This is a genomic window from Mastigocoleus testarum BC008 (assembly GCF_001456025.1).
Taxonomy (GTDB): domain Bacteria; phylum Cyanobacteriota; class Cyanobacteriia; order Cyanobacteriales; family Nostocaceae; genus Mastigocoleus; species Mastigocoleus testarum.
This window is the reverse complement of the sequence record NZ_LMTZ01000109.1, coordinates 42,067-65,780: the sequence shown is the minus strand read 5'-3', so window position 1 is coordinate 65,780 and position 23,714 is coordinate 42,067. Positions and strand designations below refer to the sequence as shown.

Annotated in this window: 17 protein-coding genes; 5 read left to right on the top strand and 12 right to left on the bottom strand. The window is 35.7% G+C overall.

The features are described 5' to 3' along the window. Window positions 1–103: 103 nt before the first annotated feature. The 3 genes from BC008_RS27005 to BC008_RS26995 all read right to left on the bottom strand — a co-directional run bounded on the left by BC008_RS27005 (window position 104) and on the right by BC008_RS26995 (window position 4,072). Window positions 104–1,651: a hypothetical protein gene (locus BC008_RS27005; protein WP_027841463.1), complete on the bottom strand. Its 1,548-nt coding sequence runs from the start codon at window positions 1,649–1,651 to the stop codon at window positions 104–106. 230 nt (window positions 1,652–1,881) lie between these two features. Continuing rightward, the gene (locus tag BC008_RS27000) at window positions 1,882–2,595 is read right to left on the bottom strand and encodes a TIGR03943 family putative permease subunit (protein ID WP_235595937.1); all 714 of its coding nucleotides are present in this window, start codon (window positions 2,593–2,595) and stop codon (window positions 1,882–1,884) included. Window positions 2,596–3,019: 424 nt separating this feature from the next. Continuing rightward, entirely contained in the window at window positions 3,020–4,072 is a 1,053-nt protein-coding gene (locus BC008_RS26995; RefSeq protein WP_027841461.1) for a permease, read from the bottom strand. A 1,300-nt stretch (window positions 4,073–5,372) separates the two neighbouring features. Here BC008_RS26995 and BC008_RS26990 point away from each other — a divergent pair. The 3 genes from BC008_RS26990 (at window position 5,373) to BC008_RS26980 (ending at window position 9,542) form a co-directional block, all read left to right on the top strand. After that, the gene (locus tag BC008_RS26990) at window positions 5,373–6,545 is read left to right on the top strand and encodes a glycosyltransferase family 4 protein (RefSeq protein ID WP_027841460.1); all 1,173 of its coding nucleotides are present in this window, start codon (window positions 5,373–5,375) and stop codon (window positions 6,543–6,545) included. Between the two features lie 735 nt (window positions 6,546–7,280). Further along, the gene (locus BC008_RS26985; RefSeq protein WP_027841459.1) at window positions 7,281–8,144 is read left to right on the top strand and encodes a glycosyltransferase; all 864 of its coding nucleotides are present in this window, start codon (window positions 7,281–7,283) and stop codon (window positions 8,142–8,144) included. A 252-nt stretch (window positions 8,145–8,396) separates the two neighbouring features. Beyond that, on the top strand, window positions 8,397–9,542 hold the full coding sequence (locus BC008_RS26980; protein ID WP_027841458.1) for a glycosyltransferase: 1,146 nt from the start codon (window positions 8,397–8,399) through the stop codon (window positions 9,540–9,542). A gap of 127 nt (window positions 9,543–9,669) precedes the next feature. On the opposite strand, the gene BC008_RS26975 is transcribed toward BC008_RS26980, so the two are convergent. Both BC008_RS26975 and BC008_RS26970 read right to left on the bottom strand, forming a co-directional pair. Continuing rightward, window positions 9,670–9,933: a hypothetical protein gene (locus BC008_RS26975; RefSeq protein WP_027841457.1), complete on the bottom strand. Its 264-nt coding sequence runs from the start codon at window positions 9,931–9,933 to the stop codon at window positions 9,670–9,672. Between the two features lie 1,202 nt (window positions 9,934–11,135). Further along, a complete protein-coding gene (locus tag BC008_RS26970) occupies window positions 11,136–11,885 on the bottom strand; it encodes a DUF561 domain-containing protein (RefSeq protein ID WP_027841456.1) in 750 nt (249 codons plus the stop codon). 546 nt (window positions 11,886–12,431) lie between these two features. On the opposite strand from BC008_RS26970, the gene BC008_RS26965 reads away from it, so the two are divergent. Then, the gene (locus BC008_RS26965; protein WP_027841455.1) at window positions 12,432–12,848 is read left to right on the top strand and encodes a hypothetical protein; all 417 of its coding nucleotides are present in this window, start codon (window positions 12,432–12,434) and stop codon (window positions 12,846–12,848) included. A gap of 224 nt (window positions 12,849–13,072) precedes the next feature. On the opposite strand, the gene BC008_RS26960 is transcribed toward BC008_RS26965, so the two are convergent. Further along, window positions 13,073–13,633, bottom strand: a complete 561-nt coding sequence (locus BC008_RS26960; protein WP_027841454.1) for a DUF2854 domain-containing protein — start codon at window positions 13,631–13,633, stop codon at window positions 13,073–13,075. A 228-nt stretch (window positions 13,634–13,861) separates the two neighbouring features. On the opposite strand from BC008_RS26960, the gene BC008_RS26955 reads away from it, so the two are divergent. After that, on the top strand, window positions 13,862–14,044 hold the full coding sequence (locus BC008_RS26955) for a hypothetical protein (RefSeq protein WP_027841453.1): 183 nt from the start codon (window positions 13,862–13,864) through the stop codon (window positions 14,042–14,044). Between the two features lie 160 nt (window positions 14,045–14,204). Here BC008_RS26955 and BC008_RS26950 read toward each other — a convergent pair whose 3' ends face one another. The 6 genes from BC008_RS26950 to BC008_RS26925 form a co-directional block, all read right to left on the bottom strand. Further along, the gene (locus tag BC008_RS26950; protein ID WP_027841452.1) at window positions 14,205–14,618 is read right to left on the bottom strand and encodes a response regulator; all 414 of its coding nucleotides are present in this window, start codon (window positions 14,616–14,618) and stop codon (window positions 14,205–14,207) included. A gap of 161 nt (window positions 14,619–14,779) precedes the next feature. Further along, on the bottom strand, window positions 14,780–16,990 hold the full coding sequence (gene ppk1, locus BC008_RS26945) for a polyphosphate kinase 1 (protein ID WP_027841451.1): 2,211 nt from the start codon (window positions 16,988–16,990) through the stop codon (window positions 14,780–14,782). 263 nt (window positions 16,991–17,253) lie between these two features. Next, a complete protein-coding gene (locus BC008_RS26940; RefSeq protein ID WP_027841450.1) occupies window positions 17,254–20,664 on the bottom strand; it encodes a carboxypeptidase regulatory-like domain-containing protein in 3,411 nt (1,136 codons plus the stop codon). 215 nt (window positions 20,665–20,879) lie between these two features. Continuing rightward, on the bottom strand, window positions 20,880–21,770 hold the full coding sequence (locus BC008_RS26935; protein WP_027841449.1) for a fimbrial biogenesis chaperone: 891 nt from the start codon (window positions 21,768–21,770) through the stop codon (window positions 20,880–20,882). Between the two features lie 51 nt (window positions 21,771–21,821). Further along, the gene (locus tag BC008_RS26930; protein ID WP_161938158.1) at window positions 21,822–22,358 is read right to left on the bottom strand and encodes a hypothetical protein; all 537 of its coding nucleotides are present in this window, start codon (window positions 22,356–22,358) and stop codon (window positions 21,822–21,824) included. Between the two features lie 255 nt (window positions 22,359–22,613). Then, window positions 22,614–23,177: a hypothetical protein gene (locus tag BC008_RS26925; RefSeq protein ID WP_027841448.1), complete on the bottom strand. Its 564-nt coding sequence runs from the start codon at window positions 23,175–23,177 to the stop codon at window positions 22,614–22,616. Window positions 23,178–23,714: the final 537 nt, after the last annotated feature.

Genomic DNA, 23,714 nt, shown 5'->3' with positions numbered 1-23,714 from the left:
GTTTTATTGGTAATTGGTAATTGGTAATTGGTAGTTGAGAATTAATATCCTGCTGAGTTTTTGGTTAGGATATTAATGTTTTTTGTATTCTACTTGCTGAAGACTAAGGTAACCAACGTGGATGAAATCCCAACAAGGAGAGCTTTTGGGGTTTAGTTTTGGCTGTATCACTAGAGTCACTGACTGGTAACAACGGCATTAACCATAAACTACTACTAGTAATTGCACTACCAGTTCTAGTTTGGATTGAATTTTCGTTGGATGTGACGCTTGTATTAGTCTCTGGTACAGTTTGATCCAATAATAAACCCAAGCCATCCGGCGATAAACTAATTTCTAAATTTCTTTGCTCAGCAGGAAAAATCAGTAAAGGCTTTTGTTCCCCAGTTTTCAAATTAATTGCAACTAAATATGGTTGCTCTTGATAAAGTTCTCCAGATAATAACTGGGTGAGCAAACAATAGAGAGTTGGAGAAGCCGTATCAAACTGACATTTTAAAATTCTACCGTCGGTGCGTAATAGTTGCTTTTCTTCACCTTGATTTGTGACTAAAAATAAATCTCTTGTAAAATCAGTATTGAATTTCACCATTGCAGCTTTGGAACCGTCTCTGGAGAAAGCTTTAACTAACCCAAATTGTGGGAAAAAATCTAAAGGTGTGGTTGAATCCTTTTGTAGAGGTAAAATTGCTGTTCCCTTACCTTGAGCGATCGCTACAGCTTTACTGTCTGGGGTAATCATAAAATCTCCTCCTGGTGAAGTTTCTATTTCCTGGAGGCTTTTTTCATCCCGGTTAACATCCATAAACCATAAGCCGAAATCCCCTGTTTTACTTCTGCTCGCCCTTTGAATAACAATTTTTTCTCCATCAGGGGACAGGTCAAATTTCAAATTTTGATACTTTTTATTATTGATTATCAGGTCAACTTTCCCAGGTGCAGCTGTTTTCCTAGAAAAAACAGTTGGTACGCCAGTGGTAACAGTATAAACTTTTGCTGCTAATAAATCTTGAGTTCTAGATGGAATCGCAGAGAATAAAATTTTGTCGCCATCTGGGAATGGTTCAAAGTCAATTACAACTAAATCTTTAGATGTCAGAATTTTCTTTTTTTCTTGAGTTAAATTATAAAGAATTAAGCGTCCTTTTTCTTCTTTTTCCGATCCAATGTAGAGAATAATTAGGTCGCGAGTTTTAAAACTGGCTTGAAATGGTTTTATCGTGTTTTTTTCTCCTTCCTTAACACTAATTCTGTCCCGCGCACCTTCCAAACTCAATGTGTAATCAGCACCATAAGGAGCAGGGGTAAATAATGTATAAACCATTCTTCTACCCGCCCAACTTATTTTACCTGCCAGTGGTGGATCTATTTTTAAGTTTTTCTCAACACTTTTAACATCCATAGGACGGGTAAAGGTCATACTAAAAGATGTATGATCTTTACTTATTTTGACGTTATCACTATTGGAATTATCATCTGTTAATGATATATCTTTCTCTGGAATTAATTGATGTTGCCAAGTAAGGTCGCGCACTCGAGCAGCTACAACATTACCTTGAGAAACAACTAAGAGAATTATTATACTCAACAGTAACATTAAAGCGATCGCAACCCGGTCTATTGGTAATAGAGATCCTTTTTTATTAACCATTCTCATTGGTTATTTATTATTGGTAATTGGTAATCAATCAATTGGGAAGGTAACGTTAAATAGTAATTATTAATCAGTTTGTATATATTATGTAGTTGCTATTTTTCTAGCAATACTATTGATGGATTACTAAGTATAAATTATTATTATTTTATTATTTATTTTTGATTATTTTTTTATTGATAATGATAGATTAAATCAATAAAAATAAATTTTAGTAACTATAGGGTTTAGTAACTATAGGGGTTTTTCGGTCGTTCTATTTTCTTAACTGATTTAGCTGCAATAGTAAGTTGACGTTTACCTGCAATTTTTTGTGTAATCATTTCTCCTTCTACTTCCACCCAAGTATCGAGGGGATATTTTTGACGATTTCCTTCCAGTTTCACTGGTAACCCAATAGGATAAGCGTCAGCAGCACAACAAGTAAGTACAAATCTTGCTAAAAAGAAATATTCTTCTCCAATATCCTCTGAGTGCATAACAAAACCTTTTACCCTAGCTTTTTGTCCAGAATATTTATCTGGTTCTGGATAAACTTTGAGAGTACGTACCCAGTCTACAAGCGTTCTATCCTCTGAATTAACTGTAGTACGGCGAAACTCTTGGGGTTGAACCCGCGTACTTGATAGTAAATCCGCAGTATCAGTTTTTAAAGCCTTATCGCTAGCAAAAACGCGGGGTGTCACTACTAAACCTAGGATTGCTGTAAACAATAATAATCTGCTACCCAAACCGGGAGGGAACAAAGTTACATGTTCAGTATTAGGAGGAGGATCGGTTAGCTTCGAATTTTTGACCTCAAGAAATCGAATTATGCCAATGATAGTTAAAATTATGCCACTCCCAGTAACCAATTCAAAATAATTAGGATGAATTAGTAAATATAACTTACCGCTAAAACGATAGTGTAACATTACAATTCCCCAGGCTAGGATTGCCATAACGTCTACCCAGGGATTTAAGCGATTTAAAAATTTTAATATCTTAAATTTGCGAATGTTGATTCCTTTCATGGATAATTATCATTAATAATTTCGCGGAGAATTAAGTGAGAAAATATTACTCAGAACCTAAAGCTTAAAAGTTAGGGTTTATGATAAAGCATAGAACATATATCTATATAAAAAATTGACAGTAAATTCTAAAACTTTACCCATATATTTTTACCCATACATCAACAGTCAAGAAAGTATCGGTCGACTTTGAATAGTTATCCAACAAAAATTTCAAATAATTACTATTAATTCAGTTCAAAGAGAGCATAATAAAGAATATTTTTAGTCTATCAAGTAAAATTTTAAGCATATAAAATTCTGGAAATAAATTTATCTACGAAGCAGTCACAAATCATTTTTCATCGTATTCTCACAGTAAGTGTAAGTTAATGTAGAGAGTAAACAAAAATGTTAGTTGCGCAGCTAAAGCAAATAGGTAAAATACTGCTCGAGGCTTAAATATAGAAAGCATTAAACCTATACCTTTAAGGTCAATCATGGGACCAAACACTAGAAATGCTAACAAAGAACCGGTAGTAAACGTAGAGGCAAATGACAATGCAAAAAATGAATCTACTGTAGAACAAATTGATACTACTGTTGCTAATATTAGCATCGTTACAATGGAAGTAATTGGGCCGCTACCCAAACTTAAAATTAACGACCGGGGTGCTAGCACTTGAATCGCTGCAGCAATTGCACTTCCCAAAATCAGTACTGCTCCCAACTCTCGAAATTCCTGAATTGTATTATCTATTACTTGCTGCCATTTTTGCGCTCGGATCGCTTTAGGACTTTGTGCTACATTAACACCAACATTAACAGAATCCATTGGTATAGTACCTCCAGATTTACCGCCAAGAATGTAAGTACCTGGTTGTAACAAAGTAGAAGTCACACCTTGTTGTTTTTCCGAAGTTTCCTTTGAAGTATCTTTCCTTGCAAATTGCTGCGGTGGATTATACTTCAAATAACGTGCTAAAGCAGGCTGAACAATAGGTTTTAAATCCTTTTGAAAACTAAATACGAAACCAATTATTGTGGCAATTAATAGTGAAAGTATAACCCTTAATACTACTATTTCTGGCTGATCGCGAAATGCTGTCCAAGTAGCCCAAATAACAATTGGGTTGATAGTTGGTGCTGCAAGCAAAAAGCCAATTGCTACTGGTGTAGGAGCTCCCTGCATTATTAAGCGGCGAGCAACAGGTACGTTACCACACTCACATACTGGGAACAGAAAGCCTACTAAAGAGCCTACGAAAGCACCAAGTAATGGATTTTTAGGCAATTTTTCTGCTAGTTTGCGCTCATCTACAAAAAAAAGCAGCAAACTAGAAAGTAACACTCCCAGTAATAAAAATGGGATTGCCTCTACTAGTAGACTAAGAAATAGAGTGAAACCATTGCTTAGTTGATTCATGGGTATCGCTTGTTCAAGCGGTGTTAATTCTCAAATTTATGTGTACGATATTTTAACTGTTTTCGATGCTGCATAATTCTGCCAGGACGATTAAATGCTGAGTGAATATATTAAATAGCAGAATTCATAAAAAACTAGTTAATAAAACTGGGATGTGAGTGATTTGCTGTAGGTAAATTCACAATTCTCTTGGAAAGATTTATTCAGCCTCAATTTTTCGTAGATGATTTTCATTCTGTGACTTCGCTACTTTCATTCGCTACTTTCAAAAGATAATAAACTACATTCTTAATTTTTAAAATGGGCTTAACTTGAACCAATACTTTTCTAAGTATTACATGCTCAAATTTTTCTCTACAGCAAATATACCTGGATATCTGTTACATATGATGCATTTGAACGAAAATTTTCCTGAAATTATATATTTAGCAGTAGAAATTGTTTCATCAATCAAATTCGTACCCCAAATACTTATTAGGTGTTAAGTCATTTAGTAATATTGGTGGTTTTGAGTTTTGTCTATTGTTTTTACTATAAAAACGATGGTGTCGCAAGGTTATAGACCTACATATATAACCTGAATCAAATGAAAATAATTAAAAATACTTTTTTTATTTTAATTTGGTTGTAAGTTTTTTTTATTAAAATTTTATATAATTTACATGTAATTTTTAATATATCCCCAAATTTTAAATATTTAATGTCTTATGCTAGCAGTTAGATGTTAACTAGTAGAAGGCGTGAGGTTATGTATAGGAATATATAAACTAGAAGTATTTACTTCTCTAATTTTTATGGTTGAATTTACATTATCCACAGCAATTTAATTCAATAAAATCAGCAAATTAAGTTATAGATATTTATATAAGTTCTACAGGTAAAGTAACTCTATTTTTCAATTTTCGCTTTGAAAGAGATATTTTTTATTTACGATGTTTATTGTTAACATAATCAATACGACTAATTTTTTCAGTATGTATGATTTTTTAGCTTAGTCGCTAGTTTACAATCAGTATTTAACTATTGCCTCAATTCTTATTATTTACTTTATTCAGCAAAAATATTCAATAATTTATGTACTTGCTTAGTCTATTTCCTAGTTAAATTAGAAACAATATGAGAATAATACGCGCAATTGAAATAAAAATAATTTTAAAAGTTGTAAATTAGATAATTTCAGTTTTAAAAAAATTAATTGGCTTTGCCCAGCCAGTTCTAGCAATTTTATAAATATAATCTACTCAATATATATATTAATACATCAGTAAAATAGTACTGACAAAATAGGAGAATAGTATTAGTGGAAAACGAACGGCAAGACAATCTTCCAAGAGCAGCTTCAATACTTTGCTTGGGAACTGGTTGGTTCCCAACAGCACCAGGTGGGTTGGAACGGTATGTTTATGAATTAACTCGCTGTTGGGCTACTAAGCAAGACAACGTGGAATTATGCGGAGTTGGAATACCTGAAGCAACAGAGGATTTCCCCATTAAATTGAATAATTTAGCATCACCTGATTCTCCCATTTGGCAAAGACTTTGGTCTATCCGTCAAAATTTTCGTCAAACAAGAAATGCTAAACCAGATGCAATCAATCTGCATTTTGCTCTCTACAGTTTTCCGTTACTGGATATTTTTCCAAAGGAAGTACCAATTACTTTTAACTTTCATGGACCTTGGGCTTCGGAAAGTAAACAGGAGGTGATGCATCGCAAAATCAGTAACTTTTTGAAATATTGGCTGATAGAGAGAAAAACTTATCATAGCTGCGATCGCTTCATAGTCCTCAGCAAAGCATTTGGTAACGTACTCCATCAGGAATACCAAATTCCTTGGGAGAAAATTAATATTATTCCTGGTGGGGTTGACATAAATAACTTTAAAGCAAATTTTTCCTTACAGGAAGCACGTCTTCAACTAAACTGGCCTCAAGATCGACAAATCATCTTCACTTCTCGTCGTTTAGTACATCGAGTAGGAATAGATAAACTTTTAACAGCTTTCGCTACAATTAGAACAAAAATACCTGATGTATGGTTAGCGATCGCCGGACGGGGTCCCCTTGAAGCGGAACTTAAACAGCAAGTTAAAGACCTAGAACTTGAAGATCGAGTTAAATTTTTAGGATTTTTGCCCGATGAACAACTACCCATTGCTTATCAGGCTGCTGATTTTAGTATTATGCCTTCTCAATCCTTCGAAGGGTTTGGTTTAGCAATAGTTGAATCTTTGGCTTGTGGAACCCCTGTGATTTGCACTCCTGTGGGTGGAATGCCAGAAATCTTAACACCATTTTCTCCCCAACTCATTACTTCTTCAATTAGCGCTAATTCAATTGCAAAGAAATTGGAACAAGCTTTACTAGCTAAAGTATCCATTCCATCAAAAGAAGATTGCCGTCAATATGCCTCTGCAAATTTTAATTGGAATAAAATTGCAAATGAAGTTAGAGGTGTTCTTTTAAGTCCTTAGTAGATTATTTAATTTTAAAATATAAAAAAATAAATTACTTCTGAATACTTATTAAATTTATTTAAAATTCAAAAAATCAGCTTAAAGGAGATTTAATTGCGATTTTTAATTGATTTTAGAGTGATACTATTATTTGGAATAAAGGAATTAATAAGCGATATAGACTAATATTAACTACCAACCGATAAAATTGTGTTGTTGTCGTATATAAATAATTAATTTTAATTATCTATCACTACAGCATAACCCATAGAGTAATTGCCAACCTTGACTCTAAACTGATTGAAAACGCTTTTTTACGAAGATTAACATTTTTAAATAATATTTATAATTTTCTGCTCTGCTCAATAATAAGGATTAAAGTTGATATTTTAAATTGCATCGAACAACGGATATATTTGTCACAGACAATCAATAGAAATTAATTTTACACATACTAACGCTATAAATTATCTACGCACTTTTCTGATGACTGATAAAACCTAATTGTTACTGATACCGGTTATATTCGAATACTAATAGCGAGTGAGTATATGAAAATTAAAAAGATTGGCTTGTAACTATAACCTACAAATTATTTTGTATCGAATTAATAAAGATTTAGCAATAATTTATTCTAGTCTGTAAATAATAGTCAAAGCGGCGTAGTATATATCACTCAAGCGATAGATAGATTTATAATTTTACGTTAACATAAATAACGTTTGAATCACGTAAATATGAGTCTAAATAGTGATGAAGCTGAGCGTAGTCATACCTTGCTTCAATGCAGGTAACACCATCGGCATGCAATTAGATGCCTTAGCAAAGCAGAAATGGTCTCAACCTTGGGAAGTAATCATTGCAGATAATGGCTCCACAGACGACACTCTGACTATAGTCCAGGAGTACCAACAAAAAATTCCCCATCTTCGCATTGTCGATGCATCTCTAAAATCTGGAGCTGCATATGCTCGTAATATTGGGGCAAAAAGTGCTCAAAGTGAGGCTCTAGCATTTTGTGATGCTGATGATGTAGTTGCTCCTGGTTGGGTTGCAGCTATAGGCGAAGGGCTAGCAAAATATGATTATGTCGGTGGTAGAAATGAACACTGCAAACTCAACGAATCTTGGCTAGTTAAAGCCTATGGTTGCGAAGAAAGTAATGGTGTGTTTTTCGATCATCCATATTTACCGCTAGTAAGTGGTAATAACTTCGGTGTTAGAAGGAAGCTTCATGAAGCGATTGGTGGTTTTGATGAAAAACTGTTAAAACTTCAAGACGTGGATTATGGCTGGAGATTACAAGAAGCAGGAGCCAAAATTCATGAGATAGAAGAAGCATTAGTTCATTTTAGATTCCGTAAAACCATATCAGATATATGTCGCCGTGCGTGGCAAAGCGGCTGTCATGAAGCCTTACTTTACAAAAAGCATCGAAAAATGGGAATGCCACAACTCATATGTTGGACTACCCTGATTAAGACAGCAATCATGTCTCCTATATGGTTTATAGCGAGAGTTCGCGATAAAGCTAGTTTGGTCAAACTTTTAATGGAGTTATGTTGGCGTGCTGGTCAGCTACAGGGTTGTATGCAACACAAATATCTACCAATTTGAATGTCATATATCCTACAGCACAAAATTATTGAGAGAATCATATTTTTCTCTTATTTCCAAAAGCTTCAATATATACATCCAAACTAACGACTTCCAAAATAATTTCCAAAATAATTAGGGCTTGCTGAAACCAGGGAGATGGGAGAGAAGGGGGAAGCAACCGAAAAAGGAAGATAGAAGATGAGGGTAAGTAAGGATGTTTTTTGTTATCATCCCATTACCCTACCCCCATTTACCCATTGCCAATCACAAATGAAAATTCTTTTTTTAGATCAAAGTGGTAAACCAGGTGGCGCTGAGTTGTGTCTAATTGATATAGCCAAACCTTATCGTCAAGATTGTTTAGTTGGTTTATTTGCCGATGGTTCTTTTAAAACGTTACTTGAAGAAAACCAAATTCCTGTCAAAGTTCTAAATCGCAAAGAAATTGAAGTTCGTAAAGAAAGCTCTCTTCTTCAAGGGCTACGCAGTCTAGGTCAAATTTTACCCTTGATTTTAACAGTGGCTAAAATAGCCCGAGAATATGACCTGATTTATGCTAATACTCAAAAAGCTCTAGCGATCGGAGCTTTGGCAAGCTTTTTCAGTAACCGTCCTTTGGTCTATCACTTACATGATATTCTGTCCCCAGAACATTTTAGTCAGACTAATCGCCGGATTGCGATCGCTTTAGCGAATAAATTCGCTTCCTTAGTAATTGCAAATTCTCAAGCCAGCAAAGATGCTTTTATTACTGCAGGCGGAAAATCGGAAATCGTGAAAATAGTCTACAACGGATTTGAGCCTGCTAAATACAAGGTCAAGGAATCTCAAGTTAATGATATTAAACAAGAACTAGAATTAGACGGGAAATTTGTCGTCGGACATTTTAGCCGTCTAGCCCCTTGGAAAGGACAACATATATTAATTGAAGCGATTGCAAAATCTCCCAAGAATGTTATCGCGATCTTGGTTGGCGATGCATTATTTGGCGAACAAGAATATGTTAGCCAATTACACAAACAAGTTAGGAATTTGGGATTGGAAAATCGAGTCAAATTTTTAGGATTTCGTGATGATATTCCCCAACTTATGACTGCTTGTGACCTAGTTTCTCATACTTCTACCTCTCCCGAACCATTTGGTAGAGTGATTGTTGAAGCGATGTTGTGTCAAAAACCTATCGTTGCTGCAAAAGCTGGTGGTGCTATGGAATTAATAGATCATGAAGTAAATGGTTTTTTAACAACGCCAGAAAATACTCAAGAACTTACACAAATTATTGATAAGTGTCTGAACAACCCAGAAGAAATTACAAATATTGCTAAAACCGCTCGACAGAATGCAGCTGAACGTTTTAACGTCGTAAATATTAATCAGCAAATAACCCAACATATAGAGTCTACGATGGGTTTATAAATCAAAACTATTCAAGATAAAAGATGAGTAATAAAATTCAGGAGTCATGAGTTGGGACTCAGAACCGGGGCTAGGGATTTATCATACTCTATTGGAGTATCGCGTCTTGGATAAATCCCTTTTTAAATCAAGCAGCTTCTTGTAATTGAGGTTGTTCGCTCACTTCAGTGATATTAAGCGCCAACTGTTCGGGTTGAGGTGCTTCAGCTTTCTCTAATACTTTTACTTCAATATTGACACTAATCAAATAGTTACCTGATCGAGCATTAACTGCTTCAGCAATTAATTTCGCCATTTCTGGGCGTTTCGCACTCAAAACATCCCGTAAAACACATTTGTCCCATTCGTGCTTAGCTGTAGGACTGAGGCTGAGAATGTAATGCTTAACCATAAGATATAAACCCTTAACCCTTATCTTAACCTTTTGATCCTGAAATTAATCCAGTATTATGGATCTCTAAATTTATTATAGTACATAAATACTATTGTGTCCGGCGATTAACTCAAACTTCTCCAATGGTGCAGATGCAATTTGCAATGAAATTATTGAATATTGATGATTTATTATTTAGAAAATAATTCTTCTTTCTATTTAGTACTGACGCATATGTCCTGTAGAATGCGCAAGACCTAAAGTACCCCGTCGCTAGGCGCTAACACTTTGTAAATAAAATGCTCAGTGGTGCTGCGCCAACGTGTAATGATGGTAAATATTTTTGTGTGTGCATAAAATATACTCAGTGATGCAATCGAAAATTAAGCAGATACAGAAAAACACTAAAAAACGTTCCGGCTTCTAGGGAACGTCTTAAACATTTGCGGTAAGTAAGCAACCTGTATCGCACCTGTATTATCTTGTCTTGCATGTATAGTTGCAGTACGGATTAGGATTTAAATTCCAGTAGCAACTTTGCTCGGAGAGAAAATGGTAGCCAAAAAAATTATGAGCTAACAAAATATAACAAAAATGCGATGCAAATTTACCCAATTAAATGAATTAACGTGCTAAGTTTATCTCAAGACAATGGGAAGAATTTACTCAAATATCCACTTTGGTAATCAAAAAATTATTTTTGTGCTAAAGTGCATTTTTACAAAAATGGAAGGCAAGCAAAATCGGAATTTTCCCAATAAATCTTAATTATCGATGAAGTAATTTAACTAAAGATCTAGATTCTCCAGTTACTACATCACATCTTGAGGGGCGTATTTTTCTAAAGGTAAATTCTCCAGGACTACACCAATAGATGTATCAAAATTTTACCAATAAGGATGGAAATTCTGTCTGGCACAATTAATTAATAACTCTCGGTTGTATCCATACATATTGGGAGTGTTACAAACACTACACTACTGCTAGCATTTCTTAACGTCGTAAAACTTATAGTGGTGCCGACGAGTTTCCACCCGTACTAGAGTAATTGGATGTATAGACACAACTGAATAGAAATTAATCTCCCTTTTTCATCGTTATTAAAATCTTTTACGGGCTTGCATTCCCATAAATAGACTTACGGGCTTTTTCCCTATGACTATTGATTTGCGTGAGTTCTTTAAGAATCCAGTTACAAATAGAAAGATGCTCCTGTTTTCCTAAAGAATATTGATTCTTTTCCGGTTGGCCATTAATGATTCTACTATACCCCTAACAGCAGCAATCATTGCAATTTCACTGTTAAGTTGGTTGATTGCCGAACCTACACCAACACCAGCTGCACCAGCAGCAACAGCAAGGGGCGCTGTCACACTGGAGATACCAGAAGCACACAATACCGGTACCGAAACAGCACGAGAAATCTCATAAGCAGCAGCCAAAGTTGGGGCAGCTTTTTCTATTAATCCTAATGTTCCGGGATTATTGGGCTTACTGCTAGTACCACCTTCTGTCTGAATAATATCTGCGCCTACTTCCACCAATTCTTCTGCCAATTCCACTTGTTGATCCAATTTAAGAATGTGAGGAACAGTCACAGAAAGAGTAATTTTTGGAAGAAGAGCACGAGTTTCTTTTGTAAGTGCTAAAACTTCTTCAGCTTCAAATTTACGCCCTTTGACATAAAAAGAATCAAAATTACCAATTTCAATAAGATCGGCACCAGCATTCACTGATGTCACAAATTTCTCTGGTTCTACTGCTGATACACAGATAGGCAGATTAGTCAATAGTTTTACTGTCTTGACCAATGCAGGATCTGCAGCAATATCAATGAAGGTAGCACCACCATGATGTGCTGCTTGAACAGTCGCGGCAACGCTCTTAGGATTGAAATTATTCAAACCACTGATAACTTTTAAAGCATTGCGGTTGAAAAATGCACGTTGCAAAGAAGGATGCATCGTCATAGTTATTCTCTTGAGGCTTTGAAAATAAAAATATTTTACCCTTTCCCTGTAAACAAATAATATCGTATCCTCTGGAACACTTTATTATATGTGTTGAACTTATGACTCAGATTTTTTTAACATTTCACAACCATGGAACAGCAAATCACTAAAAAGCTACCAAAAGTTCATAGGTGTTAGGGCATTGAGTATAAATTCCATTTTTCTACGCAAACATTAGAAAAAGGAATCAAATAGGTAACTGTAGTAAAAACATATATTATTGTACTATATGTAACCTAAAAATATAACCTAAAATTTATAGCAATTATAAGTTTTCTCTAGGACTCGCTTTCAATTACTGACCATTATTTACACTTTTGAGTTTCACAAAATAAAAGAAATGAAGAATTAACGTTCGAGTATTTCTGTTATTAGGACGTGTAGAAATAATTGATTGTGAATCTGTTTCACTTTGAAACCATGTCAGGTATGCAAAATACTACTCCTTCAAGACTATAGTTTATAGTTAAAGCTAGGGTTTACAGTTGTTAATGCCAGATATTAATGTCAGAACAAGTTATTTGGGTACATGGTGATTGTTTGAGTCCAAAAAATCCAGCATTTGAAGAATATCCAAACTCTCCTGCAATCTGGATATGGGATGACGCACTGATCGAAAAATGGCAGATTGGTCTGAAACGAATTACCTTTATTTATGAATGTTTATTAGAGTTACCTGTCACAATCCGTCGTGGTGATGTTGTCAGTGAAGTTTTAGCTTTTGCGGTAGAAAATAACGCTAATAAGGTTATTACTGTCGACACTCCCAGCCCTCGCTTCCATAGTATTTGTGATGAAATTGAACGTTACAAAAAATTAGAGGTATATGAGGCCGATCCATTTTTTGAATACGATGGTTTCATTGACCTAAAACGCTTTTCTCGTTACTGGAAAGTCGCCCAAAAGCATGTGTTTGATTAATTCATGATTTAATAAATCTCAAATTTCACTAGTTTCGCAACTACCAAAGGTTAGATATCAAAAATTTATACATAAAATCTATACGGTAGCGTTAAGCATACTTGAATAACCAAAAGCCAGTGCCAGTTTATTTTTTCCCAGGAGTCTATATGCTTTAGTAACTACTCCCCCATACGAATGAGGAAGATTTTCACTATTGTTTTGCTTCTGTAAATGTGCAAATTTTAATCAGCTTTTTCCTCAAGCAAAGTAACCAATGCTAATTCAATTCGATCTTCACCAACTTCTGCAATTTTTACGTCTACCCCAGGACCAAAGTATTTAATCATTTTCTCATATTTTTCTTTCCAGGCATCAATAGAAAATTCTGGGGAGTCAAATTCTAGAATAATCGTATAAGCACCTTCAGTTTCTGTTTCTCTTAAACCAGTTATTTCAGGTAAATCGTCATCGGTTGCACCAAGACCTAAATAAGATAGAGCTCGGTCGAAATGTACATTTTGACCGTAACAGTATCTAGTGATATCTTTGCGAATTTTGTTTTGAGTTAGGGTTGCTTGTTTTTCCCGTAATGCCAAAATCTCTGGTGTTGTTGGTTGGGTAAACTTTATTGGCTTGAGTTCATTAGCTTTTAGTGCTAGTCCTCCAAGTAATAAAGGAAAACCATAAAAAAATCCAGCAAGGTTAAGAGTCGCATTATCCGTAGCATAGGCGACAAAACCAACTATAACAAGAATTCCACCAATACTTAGACCCAAAGTCCCCAAAGAAATCTGGCGTAACATGATTTTAATTTGTGTATTAATTATTATTACTTCATTTTTACTATCATCGTTTATTATCAGTACCTTGCCAAGATATTCACCTATGGAGCAACAGTGAAAGGAAAAAGCTAATTGTAATTGTCCGACCCAATTACTAGGCACCTATAATTTATTCAAATATAAAGCTAGTAAAGTAAAGTAGGGATAGAGCTTTAGACTGAAAAAATTAATTTGTGTTGGAGAGTAAGAATGGACGCCCAGACGATCAAGGAAAAAATTACTGCAATTAGAAGCAAAAGAGAATATTTACTAGGTCTTCTAGAAAAACCAAGTTTAGGTACTTTAAGGATTGATGTTAACCAAGCTTTAGAAGAAATGGATGAGTTGATTGACGAATATGAACGTACTTTTAATGAATCTGAAAATAATTAATTCTAAATTAAATTAAAAGCAACAGTTAAGCCTGGAAATTGCGCCGGTAGTAAACCCAAGATGTGCTGCCGACGCATTGCTAAAAAACACATATACTACTCCTATTGACCCTGAAACGATTTCGTCTATGTATTGATAAATAATTTGCAAATATATTCGATCATGTCACCGAATTATTTATACTGTTCTCTCCCAACTTTTTAATCAGAGAAATTAGTTCATTTGTTGGCGCGTCTTTTTTACAAAAAGCATCCAGACTAGCTGTTACTTTTTTCTCATGATATTTAGTTTCTTCTAATGAGGAATAAGCAATTATTTTTGTATTAGGAACAATAGTTTTAATGTGATTGGAAGCCATCCAACCATCCATTACTGGCATTTGTAAATCCAGGACAACCACATTTGGTGGGAAACGTTTGACGATTTCTATCGCTTCTTTCCCATTCTCTGCAACACCTACGATTTGAATATTTTCTTCACGAGAAAAAGCAAATTTCAGAGCTAAACGAGTAAGTTCGTGGTCGTCAACTATTAGAACCCGCAAGATAGAAGACTTACAGGACAACATTAACATTGAAGTAAAATTAAACTCAATTTACAGTAACTTTTATAGTCTATGCGAACATGCACCGCAACTGACTCTATCCTATGGTTGAATAAGTTTTAATTTTATAATTAAAGCTAACAAGGGTTAATCAACTGATACATTGGGACTACCTTAATATTTTTTGCAATTTAACTATCTGGAGAAAATGAATTTTGTTTTGGACTTATTAAGTTAGGAGGAATAGCAGCTGAACCTAACGCCATAGACATAAGTATTTTTTGCGAGACAGCTTCTGGACAATCGCCGGGACGTCGTTGGATATAACTACCATCAGACTGTAATTCCCAAGCTTGGCGGTTATCTGCTAGCATCATGCCTAAAATTTCTTGTAGGTCTTTTGCTAGGTCAGAATCCTGTATGGGAGTGATAGCTTCTACTCGCCGATCCAGATTGCGGGGCATCCAGTCTGCGCTACCGAAGTAAATCTCTTCATGTCCGTTATTGTAAAAATAGAAAATCCGCGAATGTTCTAGGAAACGGCCTACTATACTAATTACACTGATATTTTCACTCACATTTTTCAACCCAGGACGCAAACAACAAGTTCCCCGTACAATTAAGTCGATTTTTACTCCTGCTCGCGAAGCTTCGTATAACGCGGTAATAATTTGCGGGTCGATTAGGGAATTCATCTTGGCTACAATCCTTCCAGAAAGACCTTTTTGGGTATTTTCTATTTCCCGATAGATCAAATTCATGAAGCGATCGCGCATATTGACCGGAGCAACCAATAACTGTCGATAGGATTTTTGCCGGGAGTAACCTGTTAAGTAGTTAAATAAATCTGTTAGATCTGCTCCTAGATCTTCACGACAGCTAAATAAACCTAAATCTGTATAAAGTCTGGCTGTTTTCGGGTTATAGTTTCCGGTTCCGATATGTACATAACGACGGATGCGTTCTTTTTCTCGTCGTACTACCATGACGATCTTACTATGGGTTTTCAGTCCCACTAAACCATAAACTACGTGAACTCCTACACTTTCTAAACGTCTTGCCCAGTAGATATTATTTTCTTCATCAAAACGTGCTTTCAATTCAACTAAAACCGATACCTGTTTGCCATTTTCCGCTGCTGCGATTAAGGCATCTACAATTGGTGAATCACCGGAAGTCCGGTACAAGGTCATTTTAATTGCCAATACGTCCGGATCGTGGGCTGAATCTGTAATAAATCTGACAACAGAACGGCTAAAGGATTGGTAGGGATGATGTACCAATAAATCTTTTTCTCGGATTACAGAAAAAATATCCTGACCTTCATCAAGCTTAAGTAATCCAGAACCGGTATTAGGCTCTCTAAGAACTTGTAATCTTGGATGGACTACAGAACGCCAAGGTTGGTCTTTTAATTCTGGAAGTGGTAGTGATAAAAAATACATCAAGTCTCGCAATCCCAAAAGACCTTCCACCTGATAAACATCGCTATCAGACAAATTCAAATCTTGCAAAAGTCGGTTGCGAATAATTTCTGGAGTTTGAGATTGAAGTTCTAAGCGAACCGGAGTACCACCAACTCGACGCTTGCGTAATTCTTGTTCAATGGCTAAAAGTAAATCATCGGCTTCATCTTCTTCTAATTCCAAGTCAGCATCGCGGGTAATTCGGAAGGGGTGATATTCTTGAATGTTCATCCCCGGAAATAAATACTCTAAGTTGTGAGCAATTGCTTGTTCTAAAGGAACGCCCGTCCAAACAATGGATTTACCGTTGCGATTACTGCTTAAATCAGATGGTAAGGGTATAAATCGGGGTAGAACTTTGGGAACTTTGACTCGAGCGAAGAATTCCTGTTCGGTTTCTGGATTTTTAATAACAACAGCTAAATTTAAACTCAGGTTAGAAATATAAGGAAATGGATGACTGCGATCGACTGCAAGAGGAGTAATAACAGGAAATATTTGTTCTTCAAAATAATTGTTTAAATAATTCCTTTGTTGCTCGGATAGATCTATGTAATCTAGGATATGTACTCCATGTTTTGCTAGTTCGGGACGGAGTACTTGCTCAAAATGTTGGTTATGTTGGGTGACTAAAGGACGTAGTGCAAAGCTAATTTCATCTAATTGCTGTTGGGGAGTACGCCCATCAAAAGTTAATTTGCTTACTTTCGCTTCTACCTGTTGCTTTAATGCAGCAACTCGCACCATGAAGAACTCATCTAGATTTGAACAAAATATTGCTAAAAACTTCAGGCGCTCTAGGAGAGGAGTTCGTGGATCGCAAGCTTCGTGGAGTACTTTGCTATTAAATTCGAGCCAGCTCAATTCCCGGTTGAGATAGTATTTGGGATTGGTCAAATCTATTTGATCATTAACGTTCTTCTTGGACTTTGGCATGATTACCTGAGGGAAATTCGGTTGTGGGCAATAATGGGCAATAATTCAAGTCATTGACTAAATTTTTTGATTCCCTTGAAGAAAGTATTTTATATCTATATGGTTATGGTAGTTGAAATTGGACACGAAAATGTCCCTTCGCAAGATAATTAAACCAACCACTAGGTTAAAGGTTTTGATGCAAGGTTAAATTGCTGTTCTAAATTGCTTGAGATTTACCATTAATTCCCAATCCCAATATCTCGATATTTAATCCCCAAATATCAATTTTTCTTGCTTTCTTTCGTTGCAGTAGAAATAGGTAGTCGCAGATTCTGGTCGTAAACAAATTCGTTGCGAATTTCTATATTGCGTTTGGGTAACCGTCTTTGCTTATTTAGATTTTCCTGAGGAGAAATCTGTAATGTATATTTGCCAACAGGAACTCCGTCAAGGCGATATAGACCAAACTTATCCGTAACGCCGGATAATACTCTTGCCCCAGAAGGATTTACTAATTCTATTCTAACTCGGGACATCGCTTTACCTGCAGTATCAGTAATTCGCCCCGCAACACCATATTCTATTCTCGTTGGAAAATTGAGCTGGGTAACCGCAGAACTAGCAACTTCAGCAACCATGCTAGTTTTTGGAACTGCTATTTCTATTGGTAGCTCTTCTGTTTCTAATTCCACCACATGTAGACCTACTTTTAAATTCCCAATAAAGAAATTACCATCTTTATTAGTTTTTGAACTACCAACCAAATTATTGTATTGGTCATAAACCTTGACAAAAGAGCCCTTTAAGTCCCAATTTTGCTTTTTATCTTCTATTATTAATTTCCCAGCGATCGCACCTCGCTCTTTACCAATTCCACTAGCTCTTGCTGGTGTAACTCTACCACCTACAAAGGATAGATCTGAGATCAATGACACAGACAAACTACCGTCATCTAAACCACCAAAACCATTCCTAGCCCTCGAAGGAATTCCTTGATAATCAAGTCTAGCCAATAAACCGGGAAGTACTTGCATGCTTGCGCCTACCAATGGTCCGAATTCACCATCGCTGTAAGCCAGTCCCAAATTCCAACTAAGTTGTCGCAAACTTCTGGGGGAACGACCAAAACTGACTGAGTAACGGGGAGCTAAACCTTGACCGAATTCGCTTCCCAAAGACACTTGGTAATTGCGATTGAAATCGTATCTTAAATCAGAGATGTAGGCATCACCGTAGGTATTAAAAGATAATCTTGTGGAGTTACTCGGTCTAAAGAAAGCGTTGAATAAATAATCTCCATTGATATCTGGTCTACCGTTTAAAGAGAGAGTAGAAAAAGGTCTAGCAAAAAAAGTTGGCAAAATATAATCTGCTGAACTACCCCCATCTTTACGACTGCGACCAATAACACCTAGGCTGAATTTATTACTAAAGCGATACTTTGCTTCCAAGCTATGGTTAAAGCGCTCTCCAGTACTGTTAATACGATATCCTTCAGGTAAAGATTGGGAATTCGCATTGATTTCCAGCTTATCAAATTGGATATCCAAGTCCGCAGCATAACCAAGTTCGCCACGGGAACTACCCACACTAGCAGATAAAATTATTGGATTTGCTAAACGCCACACCAAGCCAGCTTGTCCCTGTAAAGCATCAGGAACGGCTTGCAAAGAACCTTCAAGAGTCAGATTATTAGTAAGACCTTGGCGTAATTGATAAAAACCAACTGGTTTCCCTTCATCAGAAGAGGTGTAATCATCAAATAAACTATCTTGAACCAGGTTACCGTTAAATCCTAAACCCGCTAGTTGGACATTACCTCCAGATGGTAGTAATAGGTCAGAAGCATTCAACCTAACGGAACGAATATCTCTAGGTACGCGTAAATCATTGCGGTCAAATATCGCAATTTCAATTTCTTTACTTTGACCGACAGGTAATCTAACATCAAGAAATTCATATCGCCCGTCAAACCCTACTTGCTGTTGGGCTATAGGAATACCCCCAACTCTCAATTGGACAAAACTAGCTGGTGGGGCTTGACCGCGAAAGGTTTGTACTGGTCGAGAACGTCTAGGTACGAGTTCGTTAGCGTTATAACTTGGATTAAATCTATCTTCAGGGAGATTACTATAACCAAGTTGAAACCCAGTAAGACCAACTCCATTAAGGAGAGGGTGCAAACCTACTCTTTGTTTACCTACCTGATAACGAAATCGACCGTTACGTCTGTAGAAGAAATATTCAGAAATATTTGGCTGATTCTCAAAGTTATTATCTAAACGTAAGCGGAAAGCACCGCCTAAAAGTCTACCACCCAATTGGCTCGAACTACGTAGAAGAGTATCTCCCCTACTATTATAAAAATTAAATTCTTGCTTCAAACTAGAAATTCCGCTTCTGGGAGCCAAAAAATCAGGTTGTAAATCTATTCCTTCTCGTCTTCTTTGTTGGGAACCTCCACGCCAAGGTAAATCTGCTAGTAGACTTAAATCGGCAGTGTTTAATTCTAAATCTATCTTGAGCTTTTCTTTGAGAACTTCTTTACTAACGTAAATAATGCCATTAATCTGCTTGAATAATTCAGGCTTAATATCTACAACTCCCAAAGGGCTTTGAACCTGAAAATTATCATTGTCCACTTCAAACGTAAATTCAGCAATCTCAGCAAAACTTTCTAGAGGTATCAGTAAAGTATTATCTAACTGAAGAATATCTAGAGTACCGACTTCCCTACCATTAATGATTACTCCAACTAAAAAAGGTTCTCCGGGTCTTTGTGCTAGTTGAAGTGAATATTTTTGATAACTTTGAGTATTTTCATTATCTTGTAGTGTTTCCTGCTTTTGATTCGCTAATCTTACTCGAAGACTATCGGTATTCTTATTTAGATTATTGCTATTGTTTTCAGAGCTATTTTTGGTTTTTAGGTTATTATTCGAATTTTTATTAGTTGATATATTTCCTTGAGAAGAAGCGATTTCAATAGATTTTTTACCGTCGTCACTTAATTTTATTGCTTCGCTATTTGATTGCTGCAAAGAAGTAGATATGGCAGTAACAATTAATTCTTGAACTATTGATAGAAATTTAACTGCATTAAATTTAGTATTCCTAGAAATTGTTGTACTATTAAGATTATCTTTATGTCGTTCTGTTTTTTCTGTACTATTAGTTTCTTCAGGATTAGCATCTCTTGAAACTGGGACTTTACCAATTTTTAAATCACTAATAAGAATTGGTTTTTTAAAGGATGGTTTTTTAATGATTTGTGATTCGACCTCAACTGCACTATTATTAGTAGTGATATTGTCAATCGAAGCATATAAAGAAACACTGATAATTTCTTGAACAGCAGCGAGAATTTTCCCCACCGTATTTTTTTGCTTAGCCTTTTGAACTGCTAATTTTGTTGTAGAATCATACTCTTGTGGAAATGTATTTACCTGAGAATTATTTTGGGGAGTTATATTATGATTTTTTTGTTCTAATAATGTATTGGTAGCTGATAAAGAATTTGATTGACTGGTACTATCAGCTTTTTGACTTGAATAATTTTTTACCGCAAAAGCTTTTACTTTATCAGGTTTTCGCAGCTTTTGAGCGACTAGATATTTGTCTGCAGACACCTTATCAGATGTCATCATCAGAATAATTGCTGGGGGTGTAGGTGGTAAAGCTGGGTAGAGCATATCTAAGTAATAAAATTCAAATAACTAGCCAAAATATCCAGCTGTTAACTCTAATTAAAAGAAGTTAAAAATAGCTTATGTAGTTTTGCAATTTTGCAAATTTTTAAATCTTCGATTTTTCAAATTCTCGACTTTTCAAATTCTTAAATTTTTAGACTCTTGACTTTTTAAATATCTCAGAATAAAAGTATCTTTAAGTCTTCTTATAAATAGAATCAAAACTTTTTATTTACGGACTTAGAAGTATTAGATAAAGGCGGAACAGTGAAAGGAATACCCTTATCAATAGGAATTCCACTTAAATCACCATTAATGTCTAAAATGTATTTTCCTGGTGGTAATTTCTTTGCTACTGGAAGTATCTGCTGACGACGGGTTGTAGCTAAAACAGGCTTGATTTTAATTTTTCCTGCAGCTAAGACATTAGCCGGTAATTTTATTTTTGATTTATCTAAACCTGGTATATTTTTAGTTACTTCTGAACCTGGATACTTAGCTGCTTCCCAAATAGCATACTGTCCATTCATACGCACATGGGCATTTCCTTGACTGGAAATATCAAAAACCGCTGTTGTCAAACCATTGGAATTAGTATCTAAGTTTACAGAATTAAGAATGCCAACTCTTTTTATTTCACCAGAATAAGCATAAATAACTACCCCCATGCTAGCAACAGTAATTAAAGAGTTTGGATTCCGGTTTTTATTTTGTCGTGGAATTTCTTCAAGGTTGATGATCGCTCGATGTTCTCCAGGAGCCAGTTTAACTTTGGGACGAATAGCAAAGCGAATTGTTTGTTCGCCACCAGGGGGAATAGTAAATCTAGAAGGGGTAAAAATAATTGCTTGGTCTAAAGTCTGCTCGGTGGATTCTATTTCTTGTAATTTGCTATTTTTGTCCAGAGTCCACGAGCGGATATTAGCCTTCATTTGTACTGGCTTATCGTCAAAATTTTTAATTTTGAGGGACTGTGAACGCTTTTTACCACCAATGGGAATTTCAAAACGAGGGGGACTAACACTAACCTCAATTCCATCGACGCTCTCAATCCCAAGTGTTAAAAGTGCAATCAAACTTAAACCAATACTTTTGAATTTATGTAACATTTGAACCTTTATACTCCTCACAGATCGAACAAAATATTTTAGGAATACCTTTTACAAACAACCACTATCGTTGCGTTTGACGCATACTGATATTTGTCCTTGGTAACTACCTGCATTCCCAGTTTTAAATGCATCCCCAAACAGCAGGCGTACGCCTCCTTCTACTACACTTGTGCTGGTATTAGGGTCGTTAGATACTTCCCTAATGTCTAACGGTTCCAGGGTTACACTCAGAAAAGGATTGCCATTTTCATTAGAAGTTGTAATTGTGTATTGGGCTACTAAGTCGGGTACATCTTCAGTTGGAACTCGCATTCGCCAAAGTTGTGGTAGCTCGCGGGAAATTACTTCATTAAATGAGGGAGCTACTAGTAACTGTCCTTGAGTACTTGCAGTTCCGCTCTGGCTTGGTAAAATATCTTGAGGTCTTAAAGGAGAAATATTTACAGGTTCGGAGCTAAAAGATAATTCGTAATCACTGCTAGGATCTGGTGGTGGTGATGTTTGCGCCGTAACTTGTAATTGAGGTATGACTAAAAGTGCCATAACCATCAACCAGTAGTATCTCAAATTGAGTTGGCAACTCATGGTATTTAAAATTTATGTTGCAGATATTTCTTTGAAAGTAGTATTGGGAAGGGAAAATAATATTGTGTTTGGATGAGTATTGTGTCCGTATTAAATACTTGTCATTAAATTTTCCTCGCTCTCAACTCTGTTTGAGAGAGTTTGTGGAGTCTTCTGATTACTTTGAATTTTCTTTTTACAGGGATAACCTGATTTGAAATATTACTGGAAGCAGGCGAAACGCCTGCACCCGAATAATTTGTAATTGGATCTGGATTAGAGTTGTGCTTCTGCTTTCACTCTAACCATACCTCCGCTATATGTTCCAGTAGCCCTAGCATTTGTCAGATCAAATACAAAGTCAGCACCACCAACCAAAGGTGTGGTTGCAGTTGGACTTCCATTAGGTTGAGTGGGTGTAACGCTAGTGATTGTTGCAGTAGATGCAGTATCTGTAGTGCTTGTCAATGTGTCTTGAGTTGCTTCAATGGTCACATCAACATTTGTACCACTATTAGCCCAAACGGCGTAGAGTTCTTTAACTTGTTTTGGTACCGCTGATAATTGATTTCCATCAGCAAGAGATGGTCTTGGGGCTACAGTAAGGTTGGTATTCCCATCAGTTGTATTGTTAGTTGGGTCAAAATCTTTGTCATTTGCTCCCAAATCTCCTTGAGTAATATCCAAACTGATATTTTCAAAAGTCCGCAAGAACATTGTCGGTTGAATAGTGATTTCAACATTGACCTCTTGCTCTACTGCATTTGCAGGCGCACCTATTACAATGCTACCAACTGCACTCAAGCTAGCAGCAATAATTGCTAAAAATTTGGTTTTCATTAAAATTTTCCTTCAGTTTTGTGGTGTAAATGTTGGAAGTTTGATTAACTCTCTTTTTCCCAATCTTCAAAACTAATTGGATTATGCTAATTAATTTTTGTTTTTAGATTCCCTGGTAATCCCGAGAGTCGAGGGTCGAATTATTTTTGCAAATATGAGATTTATTACAATATTAAATTTCTAGATAGGTATATCACCTCCTTAATTAATTAAGCTAAATACTTTAATGTTTATCCCATAATTGAGTTGCAAAAAATTACTTATAATTCATAGCATCTAATATTTATGTGGAGTTATTATTGATGATGTAATTTACATTTTTGCAATCTGCGATAAATACATGTTTATGGGGCGTTTAACCGCAAATCTTAACCTTACAAGAATGAGATAAACTAAAGATATATATGGTATTAATTCTGTATAAGATAGCTTTTTAGTCAAAAAATATATTTTAATTATTCTTTTGGTAATAAATGCAACTATTAAGGAGAAAAAGTAGAATTTTCGGGTTAAAGTTTGTAGCCCCACATATACATT

Excerpts from the sequence above, each read along its gene's own strand:
- BC008_RS27005 (WP_027841463.1), bottom strand. The coding sequence starts at position 1,651 with ATGGTTAATAAAAAAGGATCTCTATTACCAATAGACCGGGTTGCGATC.
- BC008_RS26935 (WP_027841449.1), bottom strand. The coding sequence starts at position 21,770 with ATGTTACATAAATTCAAAAGTATTGGTTTAAGTTTGATTGCACTTTTA.
- BC008_RS26995 (WP_027841461.1), bottom strand. The coding sequence starts at position 4,072 with ATGAATCAACTAAGCAATGGTTTCACTCTATTTCTTAGTCTACTAGTA.
- BC008_RS26925 (WP_027841448.1), bottom strand. The coding sequence starts at position 23,177 with ATGAAAACCAAATTTTTAGCAATTATTGCTGCTAGCTTGAGTGCAGTT.
- BC008_RS26965 (WP_027841455.1), top strand. The coding sequence starts at position 12,432 with ATGTCAGAACAAGTTATTTGGGTACATGGTGATTGTTTGAGTCCAAAA.
- BC008_RS26975 (WP_027841457.1), bottom strand. The coding sequence starts at position 9,933 with ATGGTTAAGCATTACATTCTCAGCCTCAGTCCTACAGCTAAGCACGAA.
- BC008_RS26950 (WP_027841452.1), bottom strand. The coding sequence starts at position 14,618 with ATGTTAATGTTGTCCTGTAAGTCTTCTATCTTGCGGGTTCTAATAGTT.
- BC008_RS26930 (WP_161938158.1), bottom strand. The coding sequence starts at position 22,358 with ATGAGTTGCCAACTCAATTTGAGATACTACTGGTTGATGGTTATGGCA.
- ppk1 (WP_027841451.1), bottom strand. The coding sequence starts at position 16,990 with ATGCCAAAGTCCAAGAAGAACGTTAATGATCAAATAGATTTGACCAAT.
- BC008_RS26960 (WP_027841454.1), bottom strand. The coding sequence starts at position 13,633 with ATGTTACGCCAGATTTCTTTGGGGACTTTGGGTCTAAGTATTGGTGGA.
- BC008_RS26980 (WP_027841458.1), top strand. The coding sequence starts at position 8,397 with ATGAAAATTCTTTTTTTAGATCAAAGTGGTAAACCAGGTGGCGCTGAG.
- BC008_RS26955 (WP_027841453.1), top strand. The coding sequence starts at position 13,862 with ATGGACGCCCAGACGATCAAGGAAAAAATTACTGCAATTAGAAGCAAA.
- BC008_RS26970 (WP_027841456.1), bottom strand. The coding sequence starts at position 11,885 with ATGACGATGCATCCTTCTTTGCAACGTGCATTTTTCAACCGCAATGCT.
- BC008_RS27000 (WP_235595937.1), bottom strand. The coding sequence starts at position 2,595 with ATGGCAATCCTAGCCTGGGGAATTGTAATGTTACACTATCGTTTTAGC.
- BC008_RS26940 (WP_027841450.1), bottom strand. The coding sequence starts at position 20,664 with ATGCTCTACCCAGCTTTACCACCTACACCCCCAGCAATTATTCTGATG.
- BC008_RS26985 (WP_027841459.1), top strand. The coding sequence starts at position 7,281 with ATGAAGCTGAGCGTAGTCATACCTTGCTTCAATGCAGGTAACACCATC.